The 21,756-nt window shown below is 37.7% G+C and carries 22 protein-coding genes; 9 read left to right on the top strand and 13 right to left on the bottom strand.

The annotated features are described in order from the left end of the window. Positions 1 to 220: 220 nt before the first annotated feature. A complete protein-coding gene (locus GQR45_RS05670; protein ID WP_101216204.1) occupies positions 221 to 445 on the top strand; it encodes a DUF3820 family protein in 225 nt (74 codons plus the stop codon). An 88-nt stretch (positions 446 to 533) separates the two neighbouring features. Here GQR45_RS05670 and GQR45_RS05665 read toward each other — a convergent pair whose 3' ends face one another. From GQR45_RS05665 to ilvY, 6 genes are all read right to left on the bottom strand, one after another. Beyond that, a complete protein-coding gene (locus GQR45_RS05665) occupies positions 534 to 1,781 on the bottom strand; it encodes an ATP-binding protein (RefSeq protein WP_165721597.1) in 1,248 nt (415 codons plus the stop codon). Positions 1,782 to 1,806: 25 nt separating this feature from the next. Then, positions 1,807 to 2,499: a response regulator gene (locus GQR45_RS05660; RefSeq protein ID WP_007584133.1), complete on the bottom strand. Its 693-nt coding sequence runs from the start codon at positions 2,497 to 2,499 to the stop codon at positions 1,807 to 1,809. Between the two features lie 14 nt (positions 2,500 to 2,513). Next, positions 2,514 to 2,894: a DUF3019 domain-containing protein gene (locus tag GQR45_RS05655; protein WP_180961420.1), complete on the bottom strand. Its 381-nt coding sequence runs from the start codon at positions 2,892 to 2,894 to the stop codon at positions 2,514 to 2,516. A 1-nt stretch (position 2,895) separates the two neighbouring features. After that, complete coding sequence (locus tag GQR45_RS05650) at positions 2,896 to 3,708, bottom strand: MipA/OmpV family protein (protein ID WP_165725391.1); 813 nt, start codon at positions 3,706 to 3,708, stop codon at positions 2,896 to 2,898. A 447-nt stretch (positions 3,709 to 4,155) separates the two neighbouring features. Then, a complete protein-coding gene (locus GQR45_RS05645; protein ID WP_180961421.1) occupies positions 4,156 to 5,202 on the bottom strand; it encodes a GGDEF domain-containing protein in 1,047 nt (348 codons plus the stop codon). Between the two features lie 116 nt (positions 5,203 to 5,318). Beyond that, on the bottom strand, positions 5,319 to 6,224 hold the full coding sequence (gene ilvY, locus GQR45_RS05640; protein WP_165725390.1) for an HTH-type transcriptional activator IlvY: 906 nt from the start codon (positions 6,222 to 6,224) through the stop codon (positions 5,319 to 5,321). A 138-nt stretch (positions 6,225 to 6,362) separates the two neighbouring features. On the opposite strand from ilvY, the gene ilvC reads away from it, so the two are divergent. Both ilvC and GQR45_RS05630 read left to right on the top strand, forming a co-directional pair. Next, entirely contained in the window at positions 6,363 to 7,835 is a 1,473-nt protein-coding gene (ilvC, locus tag GQR45_RS05635; RefSeq protein ID WP_165725389.1) for a ketol-acid reductoisomerase, read from the top strand. Between the two features lie 192 nt (positions 7,836 to 8,027). After that, positions 8,028 to 9,947 carry a methyl-accepting chemotaxis protein gene (locus GQR45_RS05630; protein WP_024594033.1) on the top strand — a complete coding sequence of 640 codons (1,920 nt, stop codon included), beginning with the start codon at positions 8,028 to 8,030 and terminating at the stop codon, positions 9,945 to 9,947. Positions 9,948 to 10,035: 88 nt separating this feature from the next. Here GQR45_RS05630 and GQR45_RS05625 read toward each other — a convergent pair whose 3' ends face one another. After that, positions 10,036 to 10,365 carry a GIY-YIG nuclease family protein gene (locus GQR45_RS05625; RefSeq protein ID WP_165725388.1) on the bottom strand — a complete coding sequence of 110 codons (330 nt, stop codon included), beginning with the start codon at positions 10,363 to 10,365 and terminating at the stop codon, positions 10,036 to 10,038. 107 nt (positions 10,366 to 10,472) lie between these two features. Here GQR45_RS05625 and bamE point away from each other — a divergent pair, with 107 nt between their 5' ends. Then, positions 10,473 to 10,832 (top strand): outer membrane protein assembly factor BamE, encoded by a 360-nt coding sequence (gene bamE / locus GQR45_RS05620; RefSeq protein WP_004335706.1) that lies wholly within the window; start codon positions 10,473 to 10,475, stop codon positions 10,830 to 10,832. A 133-nt stretch (positions 10,833 to 10,965) separates the two neighbouring features. Here bamE and GQR45_RS05615 read toward each other — a convergent pair whose 3' ends face one another. After that, positions 10,966 to 11,289, bottom strand: a complete 324-nt coding sequence (locus tag GQR45_RS05615) for an RnfH family protein (RefSeq protein ID WP_165725387.1) — start codon at positions 11,287 to 11,289, stop codon at positions 10,966 to 10,968. Continuing rightward, positions 11,286 to 11,726, bottom strand: a complete 441-nt coding sequence (locus tag GQR45_RS05610; RefSeq protein WP_007584120.1) for a type II toxin-antitoxin system RatA family toxin — start codon at positions 11,724 to 11,726, stop codon at positions 11,286 to 11,288. Before GQR45_RS05610 ends, GQR45_RS05615 begins: the two co-directional genes overlap by 4 nt. Before the next feature lie 147 nt (positions 11,727 to 11,873). On the opposite strand from GQR45_RS05610, the gene smpB reads away from it, so the two are divergent. Together smpB and GQR45_RS05600 are read left to right on the top strand one after the other, a co-directional pair. Beyond that, a complete protein-coding gene (gene smpB, locus GQR45_RS05605; protein ID WP_007584119.1) occupies positions 11,874 to 12,353 on the top strand; it encodes an SsrA-binding protein SmpB in 480 nt (159 codons plus the stop codon). A gap of 746 nt (positions 12,354 to 13,099) precedes the next feature. Then, on the top strand, positions 13,100 to 15,691 hold the full coding sequence (locus GQR45_RS05600; RefSeq protein WP_165725386.1) for a TonB-dependent receptor: 2,592 nt from the start codon (positions 13,100 to 13,102) through the stop codon (positions 15,689 to 15,691). 58 nt (positions 15,692 to 15,749) lie between these two features. On the opposite strand, the gene GQR45_RS05595 is transcribed toward GQR45_RS05600, so the two are convergent. Together GQR45_RS05595 and fadR are read right to left on the bottom strand one after the other, a co-directional pair. Beyond that, positions 15,750 to 16,355, bottom strand: coding sequence for a peroxiredoxin C (locus GQR45_RS05595; RefSeq protein ID WP_007378637.1), 606 nt, complete (start codon positions 16,353 to 16,355; stop codon positions 15,750 to 15,752). Positions 16,356 to 16,719: 364 nt separating this feature from the next. Next, entirely contained in the window at positions 16,720 to 17,433 is a 714-nt protein-coding gene (fadR, locus tag GQR45_RS05590; protein ID WP_004335692.1) for a fatty acid metabolism transcriptional regulator FadR, read from the bottom strand. Positions 17,434 to 17,976: 543 nt separating this feature from the next. On the opposite strand from fadR, the gene dsbB reads away from it, so the two are divergent. Together dsbB and GQR45_RS05580 are read left to right on the top strand one after the other, a co-directional pair. Next, positions 17,977 to 18,495: a disulfide bond formation protein DsbB gene (gene dsbB, locus GQR45_RS05585; protein ID WP_165725385.1), complete on the top strand. Its 519-nt coding sequence runs from the start codon at positions 17,977 to 17,979 to the stop codon at positions 18,493 to 18,495. 1 nt (position 18,496) lies between these two features. Further along, complete coding sequence (locus GQR45_RS05580) at positions 18,497 to 18,799, top strand: DUF6170 family protein (RefSeq protein WP_010553884.1); 303 nt, start codon at positions 18,497 to 18,499, stop codon at positions 18,797 to 18,799. A 24-nt stretch (positions 18,800 to 18,823) separates the two neighbouring features. On the opposite strand, the gene GQR45_RS05575 is transcribed toward GQR45_RS05580, so the two are convergent. Further along, entirely contained in the window at positions 18,824 to 19,120 is a 297-nt protein-coding gene (locus GQR45_RS05575; protein WP_121953956.1) for a helix-hairpin-helix domain-containing protein, read from the bottom strand. Between the two features lie 313 nt (positions 19,121 to 19,433). On the opposite strand from GQR45_RS05575, the gene GQR45_RS05570 reads away from it, so the two are divergent. Next, positions 19,434 to 19,751, top strand: coding sequence for a YebG family protein (locus tag GQR45_RS05570; RefSeq protein WP_007584105.1), 318 nt, complete (start codon positions 19,434 to 19,436; stop codon positions 19,749 to 19,751). Positions 19,752 to 20,026: 275 nt separating this feature from the next. Here GQR45_RS05570 and putP read toward each other — a convergent pair whose 3' ends face one another. Further along, positions 20,027 to 21,505 (bottom strand): sodium/proline symporter PutP, encoded by a 1,479-nt coding sequence (gene putP / locus GQR45_RS05565; protein WP_101217622.1) that lies wholly within the window; start codon positions 21,503 to 21,505, stop codon positions 20,027 to 20,029. Positions 21,506 to 21,756 lie beyond the last annotated feature (251 nt).

The raw sequence follows: 21,756 nt of genomic DNA, 5'->3' as shown, positions 1-21,756 counted from the left end.
GACTAACTGTGTTGGTTAAATAAGAACCCATGTTCTAATAATAACTTAATTAGATCCCAGCTAATTAAAGTTCAACTAGGTTTATATCAATCAACATAAAATTATTAAATCAGAGGGCCTACTCCCTCGCAAAATAGGCTGTTTCTTGCCCGTCACAGCCTATTTTATATCTCTAAAATCCCTTACACTTACGCATACTTTAAATACATAAGTAGTTTTTATGGATCCAAAACAACTAAAAATAGCGATAAATACTACAATGCCGTTTGGAAAATATGCAGGACGGCCATTGTTGTTACTCCCAGAGCCTTATTTAGTCTGGTTTAATCAGCAAGGGTTTCCTGACTCAAAACTAGGTAGTCAACTTGCGATGATGTATGAGGTAAAACTAAATGGCCTTGAGCAAATGTTAATGCCATTACTTGAAAAAAATAAAAATAGTTGAGAACTTTTTTAAGCACCTGCGGTCTATTATATTGCTACTTGTTGATTTTGGTTTTTAACCGCAAAAAAAGCGCCTTTAGGCGCTTTTTTTATGTCTTAAATTTGAGAGGTAAATATACAATAAATTTAGCACCACCTAAGCTTGAGCTTTCTGCTTTACACTCTCCTTGGTGCCACGACACAATTTTAGCAACTATAGCGAGTCCTAAACCAAAACCACCGGTATCCTTGCCTCTACTTTTATCTAGTCGAGTAAAAGGTTTAAATACATTTTCTCGCTCAGCGGGAGCTATCCCCTCCCCATCATCTTCAACAATCAATACGATGTATTTTGTCTCTTGTAGCAATGTAATTTTGACTTGTTTATGGGTATATTTGAGCGCATTGCCAATTAAATTTTGAAATACTCGCGCCATAAAGTGACTATCACAGTAATAATTTAAATGCTCAGGGAGGTTTACGGAGAGCGTTGTTCGGGCTTCAAAGTTTAGCTTTTCAACAGTTGTTTTTACCAGCCCAGCTAAGTCACAGTTTATTGGCTGTAAACTAGGTTGTTGAGAGTCTAATCGCGCGTATTCGAGCATTTCAGAAACTAGTGACTCAAGCTCGCTAATGTCTGTTTGCATGTTTATTAAGTATTTCTCACCTTTTTCGTCAAGCATTTGTTCTTGCAGCATTACAATTGCAAACTTTAAACGTGCTAGTGGTGTTCTAAACTCATGCGACACCGATGAGGTAAGTTCTTGCTGCGCACTAAGTAAAAACTCAATACGTTGCTGCATTACCTTTAATGTATCAGTAATAGGTAAAAAGAAAGACTTAGAAGAGTCATTTAGTTGAAAGTCTTGCAAACCCTCTACCGCTTCACACGCTTTACGTAGCTTTGCAAAGTCGCGCCATAGTAAAAAGCTCCACAGCCCAACAGGTATACCTACAATAATAAGTAGTAATAAATACGGCCAAACAGAAGATGATTCCTGCGTTAATACACCTACCGGTCCTACTTGAAGTAATGAATCATTACCGAGATCTACATACCAAACAATGCGTTGTTGCTTATCGTATAAGTATAAGTAGTGGTTTTGGTTGAGCTGCGATTGTTGTTTTTGAGGGAGTATTAAATCACGTCGTTCAATCACTTTACTTTCAAAGTTGTGCTTTAATTTTTTAAGACCATTTGGAGTTTGTGAGAGCAACCAGAGTGATTGCCCAAACTCATCATCTAAGAAGACCTGTTGTTGCGACTCTTCGTAAGGCCACAATTGCTCTATAACACCGCTTACTACAAACAAAGAAACGATGATATATAAATATAAGCTGGTAAACAGTTTTCCCATTAAAGCCGACTAACCTTAAATAGTTCTAAAGATCCCATGCATCAGAAACAAATAAGTAGCCTTGTCCCCATACAGTTTTTATACGATACGGCTTATCGCTGTTGTCGCCTAATTTTTTACGAATTCGTGATACGCGTACATCCACCGTTCTATCAAGTCCATCGTATTGGCGGCCAATCATATGCTGGTGCACATGTTCTCGACTTAGTACTTCACCCGCATTTGACGCTAATAGCCATAGTAACTCAAACTCGTGCGAAGTTAATACAATCTCCGAATCACTTAGTTTTACAATACGACTTGTTTTATCAATGACTAAATCACCAAACTGGAGCTCTTCGCTTGATTTTACCATGGGTTGTCCACGACGCAGTAATGCATTAATTCGCGCTAGTAATACTCGTGGCTCTGCTGGTTTTATTACATAATCATCAGCGCCAAGCTCTAAGCCAAGTACTTGGTCGAAATCTTCACCTTTAGCAGTCAACATTAAAATTGGTAGAGTAAATTTATCTCTTACTTGGCGGCAAACGCTAAAGCCATCTTTACCTGGCAGCATAACGTCTAAAATCATTAAATCAGGTGTATTGTTTTCTAAGTAATTAAACACTTCGTCACCACGGTCTAATACTTCGACTTCAAGGCCATTATGTTCAAGGTAATCTTTTGTTAGTTGTTGTAAACCGAGATCATCTTCAACAAGTAAAATTTTTGGCATTAGTTGCTCCTAAATTAAAAAAAGCTCCACGGAGAGCGAAGCCTACGCCTATTTTTTTTAGCATGGGCGCTTTGTACTTCAACCTGTGTTTTTGCTATTAACACACCCGTATGAGGATTGATTAAGGAGTATATGGTCTCCACCTGAACACGCGCTTTATAATTAAATTGCCCAGAAAGTTGTTGCTCCCAGCATTGAAGCCGTTGCTCTTGCTGATACAAACAGACATCACTGTAGGCGTTTAATTGCCATTTAAATTGTAAATCAAGATCGCAAAAACCCTGCTGTTCAGAGACAACGCAGACTTTTGGAGAAACACTAAAAAAAGGGGGTTGTGCCACACTAAAACCACTAAAAAAAGCGGTAATAAAGACAACTAATATTGAATACTTCATATTAAAAAGTACGATCGAATCCTATAAATGCAGTCATTGAATAAGTACGTTCGAAGAGCGGACTGCCATCCATAGCCGAATAGTCGTAATATGCTACATGAAAACGAAGAGAGTCAGCCTTACTCAGAGGCCAACGGGCGTCGATTTTAGCATAAGGTTGCCAACTACTACCAACGTCTATTTTGCCAAATTGAGTTTCACCCTCATTAAGTCCATAAAAATAGCTATTTAGTTCCGCAGATTTATAGTTTATTCCAAGTGTTGGCTTTATTTTGAGCTTTCCTATCACAGTATGATACTGCCACTGTAATGCTGCGCGTACACCTCGATAAACATCGGTTATATCATGCAGAGCCTGAACCGAAAAAACATGGTCTTCATTTACATAGTGATATGCAATACCCGCATCAAGTGCAATTTGCCGTTTATGTAAATTATCAATATCAACATAGCGAGATGACGAGGCTTCATCTTGCATTACGAACTGATTGTTGAGGGCACTACTTTGTAGTGTAAATACATTTTTAGGGTGCCAGTCTATAAAAAAGCGAGACTCAGAGTTGAGTTCACCAACTAGATTAAAGTGATGTTTAGGGGTTTGCAAAAATGAATAACCAAGACGGCCATTATCAAAAAACCATTGCTCTGCATAAAACGCAACTTGAGGAATAAGCACGAGCGGAATATTATCTCCACCATGCAAAGGGTTGGTTATAACTCCAGCCCCCACGCTTAAACTCAAATACAGACGATCGGTTGTTATATCTTGCTCTGTATAATCGTCAGCATGCTTGCTTGCCTGTGTTGCTTGCACCGAAAGGCAAACAAACAAAGTGCTAAAACATAGAGCTGTTAATAATGAGAAGGCATACCGCATCAGCGTAAATCAAAGTATCAAAATAAGTGAGTTCCCCATACTAGCAAGGTCTTTTTAAACTAGCTCTAGCTGATTACAATTATTCACAATTTGTATACAAAAATGTTAACTTTATGCTTTTCGGACTATTTATCTTTCAAGGTAGTTGTGTCTAAGGACTATATTTTGAGTTGCTTGTGTAATTTTTGACTAATAGTACTTTAAGATACTTTGAAAATGAGGCACTACGTAGCAAATGCAATTATTCAAATAAAAAATTACTAAGAGCTAACTCGCTACAGCTCTATTGGGTTTTACCTGCTTGTTTACCAAAACTGAAGTTGGATTAAATCGCCCTAAATTGAGCGGCTTTAACCCAAATAAATCAGAAACCTCTGGCACTTATTAAATATCAGGGGCTATTTCTATACGATTTCGTCCATGTGTTTTGGCAATGTATAAGGCTCTATCTGCACGCTCAACTAAAACAGAACTATTTGTAAATGGCCGTAAAATTGCTAAGCCAAAACTTGCTGAAATAGCACGTTTTGCAGTTACATCATGCTTTTTACGAATCGCCAATTTTGCTATTGCTAAACGAATACAATCTGCAAATGCTATTATATCGTTAATAGTGTCAAAGTAGGCTGTTATGCAAAACTCCTCGCCACCATATCTATACACATTTGCAGCTTCAGTTGTATTTTCTCTCACTTTTTTAGCAACTAGCCTAAGGACTTCATCACCCTTTTGATGGCCAAAATCATCGTTAAAGCGCTTAAAATGATCAATATCAAACATAATGAGTACGGCAAGAGAGTCTTCTTGCGCTTGCTCTGAGTATTCGAGGCAAAAGTTTACAATATCAGAATCAAACTTACCTCGATTATAAAAACCCGTAAGCGTGTCGGTATCGGCTGCTTCCTTTGAAATATTGAGTGCTTCTTTTAAATCTTTTATTTCATTGTAGGCAACGGCTAATTTAGTCTGAAACTCCCGAGCATAATCTTGCATTGCAATAGAATCGTCAGTTAAACGCTCAACACAACCTAGTATCTCATTGTAAGAGTTTACATCAACAAGCATATTTAATTCATTTTGTGAGTCGACTAAACTCGTCGTAAAGCTTTTAGAGTGATCAAGCGTTGTGCTTATATCTTGCTGAACTTGCTCCATAGTTGTATGAAATTTTTCAGTCATTTCTTGAAAAAAAACGAGATCGTCTTGCGTTAAATGTTTATCAAAAATTTCTTTTGCTTTGTCTTGTGAACATGTTTGTTGCAGAGCAATAACATGGTCTAACTCAGCATTTAATGAAGGTTTGTTTCCTTGAATATAACAGTACCAAATTGCATAGTTGATGGGTGTAACCGGCATTCGGTATTTTACCATCAAAGGAATCGCCTTTTTTAGGCATTGAGCAGAATGAGCAAGTGATACGGCGTGGTTCATAAATAAACTCTCAAGCGTCATTGTTTTTATTATTAGCGCTCAATGTTAAGTAATAGTAAACTTATACGCAACCTATATTCATACTATTTAACTAACTTGCTTATTCTCTGCGCGCATTAAATCGCTTTTGCATCTAAAGTTTGCGCAATATTCCACAAAGCACTGATTGCAGGGTCATTTAACTCTTTCCTTAATACTGCCAAACCAATATCAAACCCATCAGGCGCTTGCATTTTTGGTGTTAGTATTTGTACTTTATCTTGCAGCGGGCTGTTATCTAGCACTATTTTAGGGACCATTGCGACACCTAATCCTAAGCTCACCATAGATACCATTGCTTCGTGCCCAGCGACCTGTGCGTAAATTTTCCCGTGAATATTATTTTTGCGCCACCAGTGTTCTAACCTTTGGCGAGAAAAACCTTGTTCTGGCACAATAAATTCTAAATCAGACCAATTAATGTCATCACTATTATGTGTTAGTTTTTGTGTGATCGGGCATTGAATTTTTGGTCCAATTAATAAAAGTGGAGAATGCCCTATATCTACAAAAGCAATTTGCGCCGGTAACTTATTTGGCTTAGCTGCAATAGCCATTAGCTCGTGCCCATCTAATACACGGTTTATAGCAAGTGCAGGGTCGCCTGTATTTAATGTTATTTCTATATACTGATGCTGCGCACGAAGTTGCTCTAATATTTGATGTAAAAAACTATAAGATGCAGTAACCGAGCAATAGATACTTACTTTGCCGTAAATATGTTGTTGTGGGTCTTTCACATTCGTTTTAAAACGCTGCCAATTAGCAAGCGTTGCTGTGGCGTAATCAATAAACGACTCACCCTCACGCGTTAATTTAACACTGCGGTTATCGCGTACAAATAATGCAACACCTACCTCTTCTTCTAAGTGTTTTATATTGCGGCTCAAAGTGGGTGCGCTTATATGACAAAGCTCGCTTGCGCGTCCAAAATGAAGTGTTTTAGCCAGTGCTAAAAAGTAGTTTAAATGTTTATGATCCATGCCAAACCCAGTATTTCATATTATGAAACACTTTAATTCAAATATATCATTTTACGCAAGCAACGATTTTACATATGGTGTTTGTAAGCGCAACAAACCTTGCGCATCTAACAAACATGACTTTATAGGACACTAACAATGGCGAATTATTTCAATACTTTACCTTTACGCGAACAATTAGCGCAATTAGCGCAATGTGAATTTATGGACGCAGGCGAATTTGCTGATGGCGTTGACGCACTTAAAGGTAAAAAACTAGTTATTGTAGGCTGTGGCGCACAAGGTTTAAACCAAGGCTTAAACTTACGTGACTCTGGTTTAGATGTTTCTTACACATTACGCGCTTCAGCTATTTCTGAGCGTCGCCAATCATTTTTAAATGCATCTGAAAACGGTTTTACTGTTGGTACTTATGAAGAATTAATTCCTACAGCTGACGTAGTACTTAACTTAACGCCAGATAAACAACATACCGCTGTAGTAAGTGCAATTATGCCACTTATGAAAAAAGACTCTACACTTGCTTACTCTCATGGTTTTAATATCGTTGAAGAAGGCATGCAAGTACGTGAAGACATTACTGTAATCATGGTTGCACCTAAGTGTCCTGGTTCTGAAGTACGTGAAGAATACAAACGCGGTTTTGGTGTACCAACTCTGATCGCAGTTCACCCAGAAAATGACCCTCAAGGTCTTGGTTTAGCACAAGCTAAAGCGTATGCAGCGGGTACTGGCGGACATCGCGCAGGTGTACTTAAATCATCATTTATTGCTGAGGTTAAGTCTGACCTAATGGGCGAGCAAACCATTTTATGTGGCATGTTACAAACTGGCTCTATTTTATGTTTTGATAAAATGGTAGAAAAAGGCGTTGATGCGGGTTATGCATCAAAACTAATTCAATACGGCTGGGAAGTAATTACCGAAGCACTTAAGTACGGTGGCGTTACTAACATGCTTGACCGCCTTTCAAACCCAGCAAAAGTAAAAGCGTTTGAACTAAGTGAAGAGCTAAAACTAATTATGCGCCCGCTTTATAATAAGCATCAAGATGACATCATCGACGGCACTTTCTCACGCACTATGATGGAAGACTGGAATAACGATGACGTAAACTTACTTAAATGGCGCGCAGAAACAGCAGAAACTAACTTTGAAAAGACCCCTGCTGGCGATGTAGAAATCTCTGAACAAGAATTTTTTGATAACGGTATTTTAATGGTAGCAATGGTTAAAGCAGGTGTTGAACTTGCATTTGAAACCATGACAGCAGCCGGCATTATCGAAGAGTCAGCTTACTACGAGTCATTACACGAAACGCCATTAATCGCCAATACTATTGCGCGTAAAAAGCTTTTTGAAATGAACCGTACTATCTCTGATACTGCAGAATACGGCTGTTATTTATATAACCATGCATGTTTACCATTACTTGCTGATTTTATGAAAAACGTTGATACAGACATTATCGGTAAAGGTCTTGGCGATCACAGTAACCAAGTTGATAACCAAACATTAATTCAAATTAACGCTGCATTGCGCGAACACCCAGTTGAGAAAGTAGGTGCTAAATTACGTGGCTACATGTCAGCAATGAAAAAGATTGTTTAACCCTAAACAATAAATGTTTCGCTTGTTAGAAACCAAGCCCGTATGCTTTTTGCATGTGGGCTTTTTTATGCCTGTTAATAAAACTTTAATCAATCTGGTATATCTTTGCCTATTCTGCTTAGCCAATATTTAGTTCCAAATAAATAATGTGCTAATATGTTTTTCTATTTAGTTGTAAAATTAATTAATATCATGACGATACAAAATCTTTCGATCACTCAAAAAATCACAGCTTTAGGTAGTGTTATTGCTATATGCGTAGCCGCACTGATTGGTTTGACTTCCCTACACAGCTCAGAGGATATTATTGAGCGACGTATGATTGAGTCAGAGCTCCCTAGTAAACTGCAAACAATCAGCAATCACATAGGCGGTGAAATCAACGAGTTACTCGGTGCTGCTCAGCAACTATCATCAAACGAATTTATTTTACAATGGGCTCAATCAAACAACCAAGACGATACATTACTATTAAAAGAATTAAATCGCGTTGCCCAGCAATACGATTTAGCCACAGCATCTTGGGCAAATAGAGACACTGCACAGTACTGGAACCAGAATGGGTTTTTGCGTGTGTTAAAAAACGATGCAGCCGATGGCTGGTTCTTTGCTTTTAAGCAATCAAAACAACCTTACTCTATCAGTATTTATCAAGAGTCAGCCAATGATGTGAAAATGTTTGTAAATCATCAGCAGGCTAATGGTACTGGTTTAGCAGGTCTTGCAAAAAGCATCACTGATATGCAAAAGCTATTACAGCAATTTAAAATTGAGCAAACAGGCTTTGTATTCATTGCAGATAAAAATGGTTTGATTCAGCTTCATAAAGATGCAAGTAAAGTAGCTAAAGCAAATATTGATGATTTGTATACTGCAAATATCCACAGCCAACTATTTAATAGTAATGGCTTTGCACTAGAAGAAATTAATTTAAATGGCGAACCGACACTTGTAGCTGCTATGCCTATTAAAAACACCGATTTATATGTTGTAGCTCAAGTGCCAAAAAGTGAAGTCTTCGCAAGCGTAAACACCCTGCAATGGCAAATATTTACTTTTACGGTAATTACAGCATTAGTTGCGAGTTTAATCAGTTATTTGCTTGCTCGCTCACTTTCATCTCCACTTTCTAAAATGGCTGAGTTATTTTCACGCCTAGGCTCCGGCGATGCAAATTTAGCGTACCGCTTACCAGAATCGAGCCAACCAGAGCTTAACAATCTAAGTAACGGCTTTAACCAGTTTATAAATAAAATAGAAACAGCGATTACTCAAGTTGCCAGCGAAAGTCACGATATTAGGAAAAGCTCTGATCATGTATTTGAACAAGCAAAACGGAACTCCCAAGCAATAGACAACCAAAAAGAACAAACAATATCTGTCGCAGCAGCAATCAACGAAATGGGCGCTACAGTACAAGAAATAGCGCAAAGCGCAGCAAATACAGCTAAGTTAACCGATAACAGCCGCGAAAATACTATTCAAAGCCATAAACAAGTACTCCAAAGCCAAGCAACTATATCAGCCCTTGCCAGCGATATTGATGGCATAACAGAGCAAGTTACTTTGCTTTCTAAAAAAACGGTTGATATTGCAAGTATTGTTGACTCAATTAGAGGCATATCGGATCAAACTAATCTACTTGCTTTAAATGCTGCAATTGAATCTGCTCGCGCAGGTGAACACGGACGCGGCTTTGCTGTTGTTGCTGATGAAGTACGTGCACTGGCAAACCGTACATCGCAATCAACCACCGAAATTCAATCTATGATTGAAGAGCTTACAAAAATATCTGATGATGTAGTTAATGATATTAGCCAATCGAAAGATAAAGCTCAGCAAAGCGTTGGTGCAATGCAAAGCTCTGTTGAATTACTTGATACGATAACCGAAACAGCAAATCAAATAAACGATATGGCTACGCTTATAGCGACTGCAACTGAGCAGCAAAGTAATGTGGTTGCCGATGTAAGTCGTAATATTGAGCAAATTAGCGAAATTAGCGATAAAGCAATGAGCGAACAAATCAATACAGAGCAAGCGATTCGCGACTTAGCCAACAGTGCACAAACACTTGATGCGCTTGTAGCTACCTTTGAAAAGCATCGCTAAGCAGCTCTGATATTACACGCCAGCTATGAGCAAAAACTATATTCGAAGATAGTTTTTGCTCATAACGAATATGCTTAATTTACACAAACTAAGTACTTTTGCTATCGCCAGTATTAAATGCTGAAACGTACGCTTCCTTTTTAGCTTTAGGGAGCTTTTTTAATTGATACTCAAGCTTACTTGCTTCACTTTTATTACCTACTTGTTGTTGATGGATAAGTAAAAGAGGCCCTTTTCCTCTAAGGTTTTTAGCCCCTTTACCAGCTTGATGAGTTGCAAAGCGTTTTTCAACATTAGTCGTGATCCCTGTGTACCAATGACCAAATCGTGTTTCAACTATATATAAAAACCAAGTAGACTCAGTTTTTAAAATATTCGTTTCAATATGCTGTAAACTTTTTTCATTATCAGTGGTCAAAACATTACCTTAACGCCCTTAACATAAAACAATTGCTTAAAAGGGTTTTACCTTCAGTGACTAATCGGTATCATGCAGATTATAAAAAATAAGGATCACAACTAACAATGCAGTCGTTAAAAACTTTTTCTCTTTGGCTTATCGTCGCTTTAACACTTAGCTCAGCAGCAGGTTGCTCTAGCTGGGTATACCGAATTAACATCCCACAAGGCAACTTTTTAGAGCAATCGGATGTTGAAAAACTTCGTGTAAATATGACCCGAGAGCAAGTTGTTTATGTATTAGGTAGACCTATTGCCGAGGACGCCTTTGATAACAATACTTGGCGCTATATTTACAGCTTTAATAAAGGCCGTAAAAACGAACAAAATAAAGAGTTAGTAATTAACTTTGAAAATGAAAAGTTAGTTTCAATCTCAGGTGATTATGACCAACCTGAAAACTTTACTACACCGCTAGAGCAATAAACGTCTCAGGTAGTAAAAAAGGTGAGCATGGTTCACCTTTTTTATTGGTTTACTTAAAAAGCTTTTACCATTTTAAACGACGTTAGCGTGTGATTTAATCTGTTAAATTGTTCGAAGTTTATGCCGATTGGTATTACTTCTCGAGTGGGCGACCACCCGTTATTTTATTTGCACGCCCCTCTTCTTTTGCTTTTTCTGCACGTTTTCTGCGGGCATCTTTAGGATCTGCAATTAATGGACGGTATATTTCTATACGGTCATCGTCTTTTAATTCATAGTTAGCTTTTACAGTTCGATTCCACACACCTAACGTTAGCGATGTGGCATCTATTTCTGGGCACTTTTCTATAATACCTGACTGAATAACAGCTTGCTCGACTGTAGTCCCTTGTGGCACTTCAATTGATAAACACGTGGCCGTGGTCGGTAATGCAAAGACCACTTCAACATTAATCATACTCGCGCTCCATAAACCTGTTTTGCACGTTGAGTAAATGCACTCACCATATTTTTTGCTACATCGTTAAAAATCTTTCCAAAGGCAAGCTCTATTAACTTACTTGAAAATTCAAACTCTAGGTGCAAATGAACCTTACATGCTTTGGCGTCAAGCTCTTGAAAATGCCAGCGCCCTTTTAACGTCTTAAACGGACCATCAACAAGGCGCAGTAACACGGTTTGTTCATCAACAAAGGTGTTTTCGGTGGTAAACCACTTTTTTATACCCGCCTTAGATATTTCTAAACTCGCGGTCATGTTATTATCGTGCTGTGAAACAATTTTTGAGTCTGAGCAATTTGGTAAAAACTGTGAATAAGCTTCTACATCATTAACTAGATCAAACATCTCTTTAGTGCTGTACATAACCAGCGCACTTTTTTCTATTTGTGGCATACTCACTCCCAACTGTGTGGGCGAATTTTAGCAAGCTTTGCGCGTTTCCCCAAATTTTCATGCTGCTTAAATTAAAGCTAAATTTTTAAAAGCATTATTAAAAAAATCGATGTAAAACATCTCACATTACGTATATTATAGGGCACTATGGCTAAGAAAAATTCATCAAAATCGACAAGTAATACCATCGCGCTAAACAAAAAAGCGCGACATGAGTATTTTTTACACGATAAGTTTGAAGCGGGTGTTGAACTACAAGGCTGGGAAGTTAAAAGTATCCGAGCTGGTAAAGTAAATATCACAGAAACTTATATTCATCTTAAAAATGGCGAAGCATTTTTACTTGGCAGTCAAATTCAGCCACTTATAAGTGCATCGACCCACGTAATTTGCGACCCGCTACGTTATCGTAAATTGCTATTAAGCAGACGCGAACTTGACCGTTTATTCGGTGCTACAGAGCGCGATGGCTATTCTTTAATAGCTACAGCGATGTACTGGAAAAACTGCTGGGTAAAACTTGAGTTTCATTTGGCAAAAGGTAAGAAATTACACGACAAACGCGAAGACGGTAAAGATAAAGACTGGTCGCGTGAAAAAGAACGCTTAATGAAGCATAAAGCATAAATAAAAACGCCTAATTTATTAGGCGTTTTTAATTTCACCTATATAAAAGCTCAAATAATACCAACTCTCTTAATTAAGTAATCTATTATGAGATGAGAAAATAGTGTCGATAACAAGACAAAACTTGTTATACCAATCTGCTTATATATGGGGTCTATTTAACGTTAAGAAAATTACGCTAGAACTAGGCAAAAATTTTTATATCTAGTTGTTCTAAATAAAAAATTTTTAACGACGTTATAGTGCAATTTAATTCGTTAAATTGATCAAAGATTTATGCAGGTTGGTATTACTTAGCCATTATCAGCAATTACTCCTGCATTACCCCACCTCCTGTATCTAGCAGTCGTAAATCAGAAAATTTCAATGCCTTTAGCATCAACTTTAACCCCTCAAATTGATTAAGTATTACTGCGAATTGGTATTACATAATTGAATAAATTAAAAGCAGAAAAACAAACATAAGTTTTAATTTATAGAAATAAATTATTACAAATTATTTTAATCATTAGCTATTCCACACATGGCTTCATCTAGCTATATAACAATTATTAACCCTATGTCCTATTCACGCTTAGTTTCACCTAGAAAACAAAGTATAAATAAGGTCATAAAACCCACAAAAAAGCATTAAAACTAATACTTAAATCACAAATTAAGCTAATTGCTAACACTTAAGTTACATGATATTAATACCCGCGCTTGTTAAGCAAATAATTTTATAATATATCAACAAGGACTTAAGGATGAAGCAATCAACTGCATTTACACCAAGCATTATTGTGGGCGCAACACTCGCATTATCAGCAGGTTTTACAACAACAGCCTACGCAGCAGAAGAAGCTAAAAAAGTAGAGCGAATTCAGGTTACTGGTTCTCGTATTAAGCGAACTGATATTGAAGGGCCTTCTCCGGTACAATCAATCGGTAGAGCTGAAATCGAAAACATGGGTTACGATAATTTACAGCAACTTCTAGAAAGAATGCCTGTAGCAGGTAGCGGTACTTTCTCTACTCGTGGTAACAACCAAGATTCAACCGCTAACGGTTCAGCTGCAGTAAGCTTACGTGGCTTAGGAGCCGATGCAACACTGGTATTAATTAATGGTCGCCGTGTATCAATTAGTGCCTTTGCTGAAGGTATCACCAACTCATTTGTAGATATTAACAGTATTCCTGTTTCTGCTATTGAGCGTATCGACATACTAAAAGATGGCGCTTCAGCTATCTATGGCTCAGATGCAGTAGCGGGTGTAGTTAACGTTATCTTAAAGAAAGATATTGATGGTGTTGAGATTAACCTAGGCTATGGCGGTACGGATGGTCCAAATTATGAAGAAACAACAGCAAGCCTAGTTTGGGGTACAACAAGCGAAAAAAGTAGTGCATCTGTTATTATCGATTACTTTAAAAACACATCTCTTTCTTCTGATGAAATGGGCAGCCTTGGCACTGCAAACCAAGCACCTTATGGTGGTGAAGATTTCCGTTCATCTCGTGGTTTCCCAGGCTACTTTTATGTGGATGGCGTTAAAACAATCGACCCTGCCTGTCCTGCTGAAAATGCAACTTCAAGTGGTAGCTGTTTATTTGATTACGGCCCATATGGATATGTTGCCCCAGCATCTGAGCGTGTAGGCGCTATTTCACAATTTGAATACCGCTTTGATAACGGCATTACTGGCTTTTTAGAAATGGCTGTTCAGCATAACAGCTCTGTCGCTGCAGGTGCACCAACACCACTTGATGAGGATGCAGGCCTTACGGTACCCGCTAATCACCCAAACAATTCATTTGGTGAAGACATTCAAATTGGTCGTTACCGTACAGTAGATGCAGGCGCTCGCCAATGGGACATTGAGTCAGACACCTTACGCTTTGTTGCAGGGTTAAAAGGCGAAATAAACGATTGGAGCTGGGAGACAGCGGTACAAAAAGGTCGCAGTAAATCACTACAAACAGGCGATCGTACACAAGGCTGGGTACGCACCGATTTCTTACAACAAGAAATTGATGCCGGTAACTATAATCCATTCGGTGGCACATATAACGACCCAGCTGTAATTGACAGAATCACAACTAGCTTAGTGCGTCGCGGTGAGTCTCATATGACCTCTTTTGACGCTAACATTACAGGTGAAGCGTTTAGTTTTGGTGGCGAAGCTGTAATGATGGCCGCCGGTATTGAGTACCGTGAAGAAGATGTAAATGATATCCCTGATGATCAATTTCAACGTGGCTTAATATTTGGTACTGAATCAGTATCAGCTTCTGCTGATCGTGAACAATACGCTGCATATGTTGAGTTCTCAATCCCACTTGCTGAAAACCTCGAACTACAATTAGCAGGTCGTTACGATGATTATAGCGACTTTGGTACAACAACAAATCCAAAAATAGCTCTGCGCTGGGCACCGACTGACGAAGTAACGGTTCGTGGTTCTTGGGCGCAAGGCTTTAGAGCGCCTTCGTTAGCGCAAATAGGCTTAGGTCCATCACAAAAAAGCCAATTTTTTGTTGATACACAGCGCTGTGAACAAACAGGATTAGATTGCCAAGCACTTGATTACAACATTGAGTTCTCTGGTAACCCTGATTTACAAGCAGAAGAGTCAGAATCATGGAACGTAGGCGTTATCTGGGCACCAACAGCTGAGTTTGGTTTAAGTGTTGATGTATGGAGTATTACTCAAGATAACAAAATCGATGAAGAAGAATTTGGTCCTATTTATGCTGCAGAATGTGGTAACCAAAATAGTACCGTATGTGTTCGTTTAGCCCCTACAGGCGGTGCAAGCTTAGGCACAATACAAAAAATACACAGCACATTTAAAAACTTATCATCGCAGGAAGTATCTGGTGTTGATGTTTCAGCAAACTATAACCACTCTCTTGATGACTTAGGTTTACTTAAATTTAATTTAGAGTGGGCATATCAAGATAAGTTTGAAAAAGATGGTCGTGATTACACGGGTGAATATGGCTACCCAGAGCATCGCTTTATTTTCTCAACCAACTGGGAAATTGGTGAGTTTAACACCAATGTAAATATCAGTTATGTAGGTGAATTTGAAGATACGCCTGATATCGACTTTGATGGCAATTTAGACTTTGATAGCAATACTTCACGTATGATTGACTCGCAAACGCTTGTTGATTTACAAACGTCGTACCGTATTACTGAGTCAGCTAAAATATCTTTAGGTGTTAATAACTTATTTGATGAAGAGCCACCATTTGCAATTGGTGATGGCGATGGCGATTTATACGGTTATGCATCAGCTGTGCATAACCCTCGTGGCCGCTACTTGTACACTAAAGTAAGTTTTTCTTTCTAATTAAAGACACAAAAAAACCGCCAATTGGCGGTTTTTTTATTTAAAACTAAGGGCTAAATTATAGCTCGCCTTCGTTTTCAGATAAGAACTTAGCAACGCCTTCAGGGCTTGCGTCCATACCTTTTTTACCTTCAGTCCAACCAGCAGGACATACTTCACCGTGCTCAGTGTGGAACGCTAGCGCGTCAACCATGCGAAGCATTTCGTCGATGTTACGACCTAGTGGTAAATCGTTCACTACTTGGTGACGTACATTGCCTTCTTCGTCGATTAAGAATGAACCACGAAATGCAACACCCGCTTCTGGATGCTCAACGTCATACGCTTTACAAATTTCGTGTTTAACATCTGCAACTAGTGCGTATTGAACTTTACCAATACCGCCGTCTGCAACAGCAGTGTTACGCCATGCGTTATGTGAGAATTGTGAATCGATAGAAACACCAATTACTTCTACGCCACGCTTTTGAAACTCTTCAAAACGCTTATCAAATGCAATAAGTTCAGAAGGACATACAAACGTGAAATCTAGTGGGTAAAAGAAGATAACTGCTTTTTTACCTTTAATTGTTTCATGAAGGTTATAGCTATCTACAATTTCACCGTTACCAAGAACAGCTGCAGCGGTAAAGTCTGGTGCCTGGCGGCCTACTAATACACCCATTTTATTCTCCAAATATTTTGAGTTTGTTTTCAATTGCTTTCGCAATGCTGGTACTTATATGGGCGCTAAAAATTAAAAACCAATAGCGAACACATATAATTAATTGGCATTCTAAAGTTATTCACTACAAAAGAACAATCGCATTTAACGATGTGAGCAATCGAAAATAACGAACACTTACAACTTGCACTAATCTGCTTGAATAATAGGTTTATTTTGAAGTGTAAATTGCGTTGTAATTAGATAGAACTTTTGACGTTACTGAAGAAGGCTTAATACATTAAATTGTTTAAAAATTCATATAATGTGGTATTAATTTTTACAGGTACAAAAAAACCTGCAAATGCAGGTTTCTCGTTTAAATTTAATCCATTATATCTGAGGGCATATCGCCTCGGATTTTTTGCCAAATCTCACCTGTTTGATGACCGTATTTACGCATCATCGAAATAGCACCATCGTGCTCTTTATTTTCTGCCAAGATTGTTAAATCTTTATAAAACTGACGAGCAAGTTCACGAGTTCCGGCATCAGAGAAGTAATGACAACCAATCTTTGAATAAAAACCTCTAAAACCGTTGAGTATTAATACATAAATACGGTTATTACCCGCAACGGCTAATTCGTGATGAACTTTGTAATCGTAGTCAGCAAATGCCTGCGCAGTATCTTCTAGCTCATGACTTTGTGATAAAATTTCAATTACACGTTCAGGATTTAACTTAATTGCAGCACGTGTATAAATAGCACTAATATTAGTACGTGCAGATAAAAGCTGATCTGTCAGCTCTGGCATCTTGTCTTCATCTAAGCGCGCTAGTGTTTCAAGAATATTTAAGCCAGACGTTTCCCAAAAGTTATTTACTTTTGTTGGTTTACCATGCTGAATTGTTAACCAACCATCACGTGCTAAACGCTGTAATACTTCTCTCAAGGTCGTTCTTGTTACACCAATTAACTCTGAAAGTTCTCGCTCGGCAGGTAGAATTGAACCTGGAGGGAAATCGCCGTTCCAAATAGATTCAACTATATATTCTTCAGCAAATCCTGCTGGGCTTTTCGCTTTAAAAATTCTCATCCAGTTCCCACTCGAATTAATCAACACTCATCGTTTTACACGAATAACTGACTGATTGTACCAGACGAAGCATAACTAACAAGTAAAGTCAGGTATATTAATAAGCAAATGAGTAGAAATTAAAGATTAATAAATAATAAAATTTAGGTTTCTCTAATATCGCTACAATGTATAAATATACAGAGCAATATTCATTGTAGGTACATTGTAATTACTGGTATTTTTTATTTACACATACCTAGCTGAATCAACTTAAAACACATAAGTACATTAAAAAGGAACACCTATGCAACAGAGCGCTCTAACTGCAACTTTAAAGAACTTTTTAGGCAATGCACCAATGTGATATAAGTAAACGATATAACTAAGCTTATGTATCAATGGGAACTAAGTAGAGCGTCATGTAGCCTCTGCTGAGGCTGCATTGAGTGGTCAATAATTTCATCTTATAAAAAGCGACTTCGGTAGCTTTTTTTTCCTTTTTGTTGCCGCATACATTATCCTAGGTCATAATCTAACGTCTTATTTAAACGCGGAATTTTTATGAACTGGCTTGCGCAATTACCCACCCAACGTACCCCGTGGCTTTTATTTACAGCTATCGTTTTTTTACTTGAAGTGACCGCCCTTTTCTTTCAATACCAAATGGGATTGGCGCCTTGCATAATGTGCATATATCAACGTACAGCCGTACTGGGTCTATTAGGCGCAGGAATTGTAGGTTCGACTAAACCACAGAGCAAAGCAGTTCGTATATTAGCGTATGTAATTTGGGGTGTATCGAGTGTTTGGGGATATTTAATTGCTCGCGAGCATATTGATATGCAAACCACCACAGACCCTTTTGCATTTAGCTGTGAGTTTGAACCAAACTTCCCGTCGTTTATGTCGTTACATGAATGGATACCTAGCTTTTTTCAGGCGACCGGGGATTGTGGAAATATAGATTGGCAATTTGTTGGTTTGAGCATGCCTGCTTGGATGGAAATTATATTTGGGATTTTCTCACTAACACTATTTATTATAGTTATTGGCCGTTTATTAATTAAAAAGTCGATTTGATATGTTTACATTTTTTTCAAGCCAATTAGATGAGCTTAAACATCTAAAAGTACGCAAGCGCCAAGACGTGATAGCACTTTCGTTAAGTATGTTATCGCCAACTGATAAAGTGTTACTGCGTATTATTAAATTAATATTACTAAGTCCACTATTTTTAATATTCACGGTATTTAAAGGTTGGATATTAATCCCGTTTTTGATACTCGGCGGACTTTGCTACCCACTTTTAACAACACCTATTGAAATCAACTTTGCTAAAAAACACTTAAGCGATGCATTAAAACAATTTAATCAGGGCGCATAGCGCCCTGATTGTTATCTACTGCTATTAAAGGGATATTTTCCCTTCTAATTTGGTTAATAGTTTTTTACCAATTCCTTTAACTTGCGATAAATCACTGACACTTTTAAATTCGCCGTTTTCTTCACGATAATCCACAATTGCCTGCGCTTTTTTCTTACCTATACCCGGTAGCTTAGCAAGCATATCTGCATCAGCATTATTTATACTAATTGTCTCAACTTGAGGCATTTGCTTAGTTACTTCCGATAGTTGTGCATATACGGTAGTTGCAGGTAGTAAGCATAATAAGCTTATTATGAATAAATTTTTTAACGTTTTCATCAAACTTGTCCCTATTCTTCTTTTCTTAATTTTGAATGTTGCTCAGGAAAACCAAAAAGTAAGGAACTGAAATGCTCATCACTTAAAGTGTACCTAAACGCATTATCACTATGATCCGAAATCCTGAAAATGCAGCTGGTACAACAAAGTGATTGCTTAACTAAAGTAAAGTTACCGTTTTTTGTCAAATTTAAGACACCTAAAATTAATACTTCGCGCTTGCAAATTTACGCCCAAACCATTACTGTACATAAAAACAGTAATCTAATGGTTTTTACAAACCACGGTGCCAAGCAATTTTGCAGGAGAAATCATGGCTGTTGTTGTTAAATATGTTGTAGAACGAAACGGAGTCGAGCGTATGACGTTTACTACCAAAAAAGAAGCTGATGCTTATGACAAGATGCTCGATATAGCAGAATCACTTGAGCTAATGCTAGAAAAGGTAGACGTACCGCTTAGTGAGCAACAAATTGAATCACTTGCTTTAGAAATAGCGAAAAGCAAAGATGACTTTATGACCATATTAAAGGGCGGCAAAGATCCAGTTGTTACCAAAGCGCCAGCAAAAAGTAAAAAGTCAGATAACGTTGCGTCAATTGAAGATAACAACGATAAAAAAGCAAGTTAACTCGTAGATTGTCCTCTCCTCGGACGGGACAAACTAAATAAAAAAGGGAGCAACTTAGTTGCTCCCTTTTTTATTATACCAATTCGCTTAATTAAGTGATCTATTTTGAGGGTGGGAAAACGTGTTGATAGCTAGGCAAAAAATTTGATATTTAGTTGTTCTAAATGATAATTTTTTAACGCCGGTAGCAACACGTTTAGCACCGCAAAATGATTAAGTATTATCGCGGATTGGTATTACTTACTACTCATTTTAAAATGAATAGTAATTGCTATTTAAAGCTCTTTTTCTACTTCATCAAATAAAGCAGTGATATTTTGCTCTGGCTCTTTTGTTACTAAGCTAACAACAACAATTGCGATACTCGCTAAAATAAAGCCAGGTACTATTTCATACATGAAGCTACTTAAACTTTCACCATTAATAGTAAACGGACCATAAATCCAAACAAGCACTGTAAACGCACCTACTAACATACCAGATAAGGCGCCAGCAAAATTCATACGTTTCCAATAAAGGCTAAACAATACAAGTGGTCCAAAAGCAGCACCAAAGCCTGCCCATGCATTACTTACTAGGTCTAAAATAGAGCTATCTCTATCGTACGCTAAATAAATTGCAAACAGGGCAACAAATGCAACGCTAATTCGACCAACAGTAACTAATTCAAAGTCGCTAGCATCTTTACGTAAAAATGTTTTATATAAATCTTCAGTCAATGAACTTGAGCTTACTAGCAATTGCGATGAGATAGTACTCATGATAGCAGCCAAAATTGCAGCTAGTAAAAAGCCAGCAATAAGTGGATGGAACAATAACTCAGAAAGAATTAGGAAAATCGTTTCAGGATCTTCAACTACAATATTATTCTCATAAGTATAAGCAGCACCAAATATACCAGTACCAACAGCACCAAGGGCAGCAACAATCATCCATGTCATACCAATACGGCGAGCTTTAGGCATATCCTTAACACTACGTACCGACATAAAACGAACGATGATATGTGGTTGACCAAAATAACCTAAACCCCATGCCATTGCAGAAATAATACCTAATGCAGAGCCTGCTCCAATCCAGTTAAGCATATCTGGATTTACACTATGTAAAGTAGATTCCAGAGGTTGTTCAAGTAAAGAGTATGCAACAGTAGGCACTAGAATCAGTGCGATGAACATAATACAACCTTGCACGAAATCAGTTAAGCTAACCGCTAAAAAACCACCAAACAAAGTGTATAAAACAACGACACCCGTTGTAATGTATAAACCCACTTCATAACTTAGACCAAATGAGCTTTCAAACAATTTTCCGCCGGCTACAACACCAGATGACGTGTAAAGAGTAAAGAAGACTATAATCACAACTGCTGATACAACACGTAATAAGTTTGACTTATCATTGAAGCGATTTGAGAAGTAATCTGGGATTGTTATAGAGTCATTTGCTTTTTCAGTGTACACACGTAATCTAGGTGCAACTAACAGGTAATTTAACCAAGCACCAATCACCAAACCAATTGCTATCCATGTACTACTAAAACCAGTAACAAACATCGCACCAGGTAGGCCCATTAAAATCCAGCCACTCATGTCAGATGCACCTGCAGATAGTGCAGCAACACTTGGTGATAGATTTCGTCCACCTAACATGTAACCTGATACATCGCCAGTAGATTGCTTATATGCATATAGTCCGATACCCAACATTACAACAAAATATAATGCTAGTGAAATAATCATTCCTGTTTCCAAATTAGCCTCCGCATAATTATTAATAACAGGCTCTTGATCCGAATATTGACTCTTAAAATATTATAATAAAGACACTATTAGGATAAAAACCATTCTCGCTGACTATATCATGCCTAACAATAAAATCTCCAACTTGTTGCTTTCAGCTGATACAAAAATACTCATGTTGAATAATTTTAAAGCGAATTGGTAAAATATAATAAATTAAATAGAAGAAACACCTTAATTTATAATGATAATTTATTAATCAT

Origin of the sequence: Pseudoalteromonas sp. SA25 (genome assembly GCF_011378705.1) — a bacterium.
Lineage (GTDB): Bacteria > Pseudomonadota > Gammaproteobacteria > Enterobacterales > Alteromonadaceae > Pseudoalteromonas > Pseudoalteromonas arctica.
The sequence above is the reverse complement of the archived record's forward strand: the minus strand, read 5'-3'. Positions and strand labels throughout refer to the sequence as shown.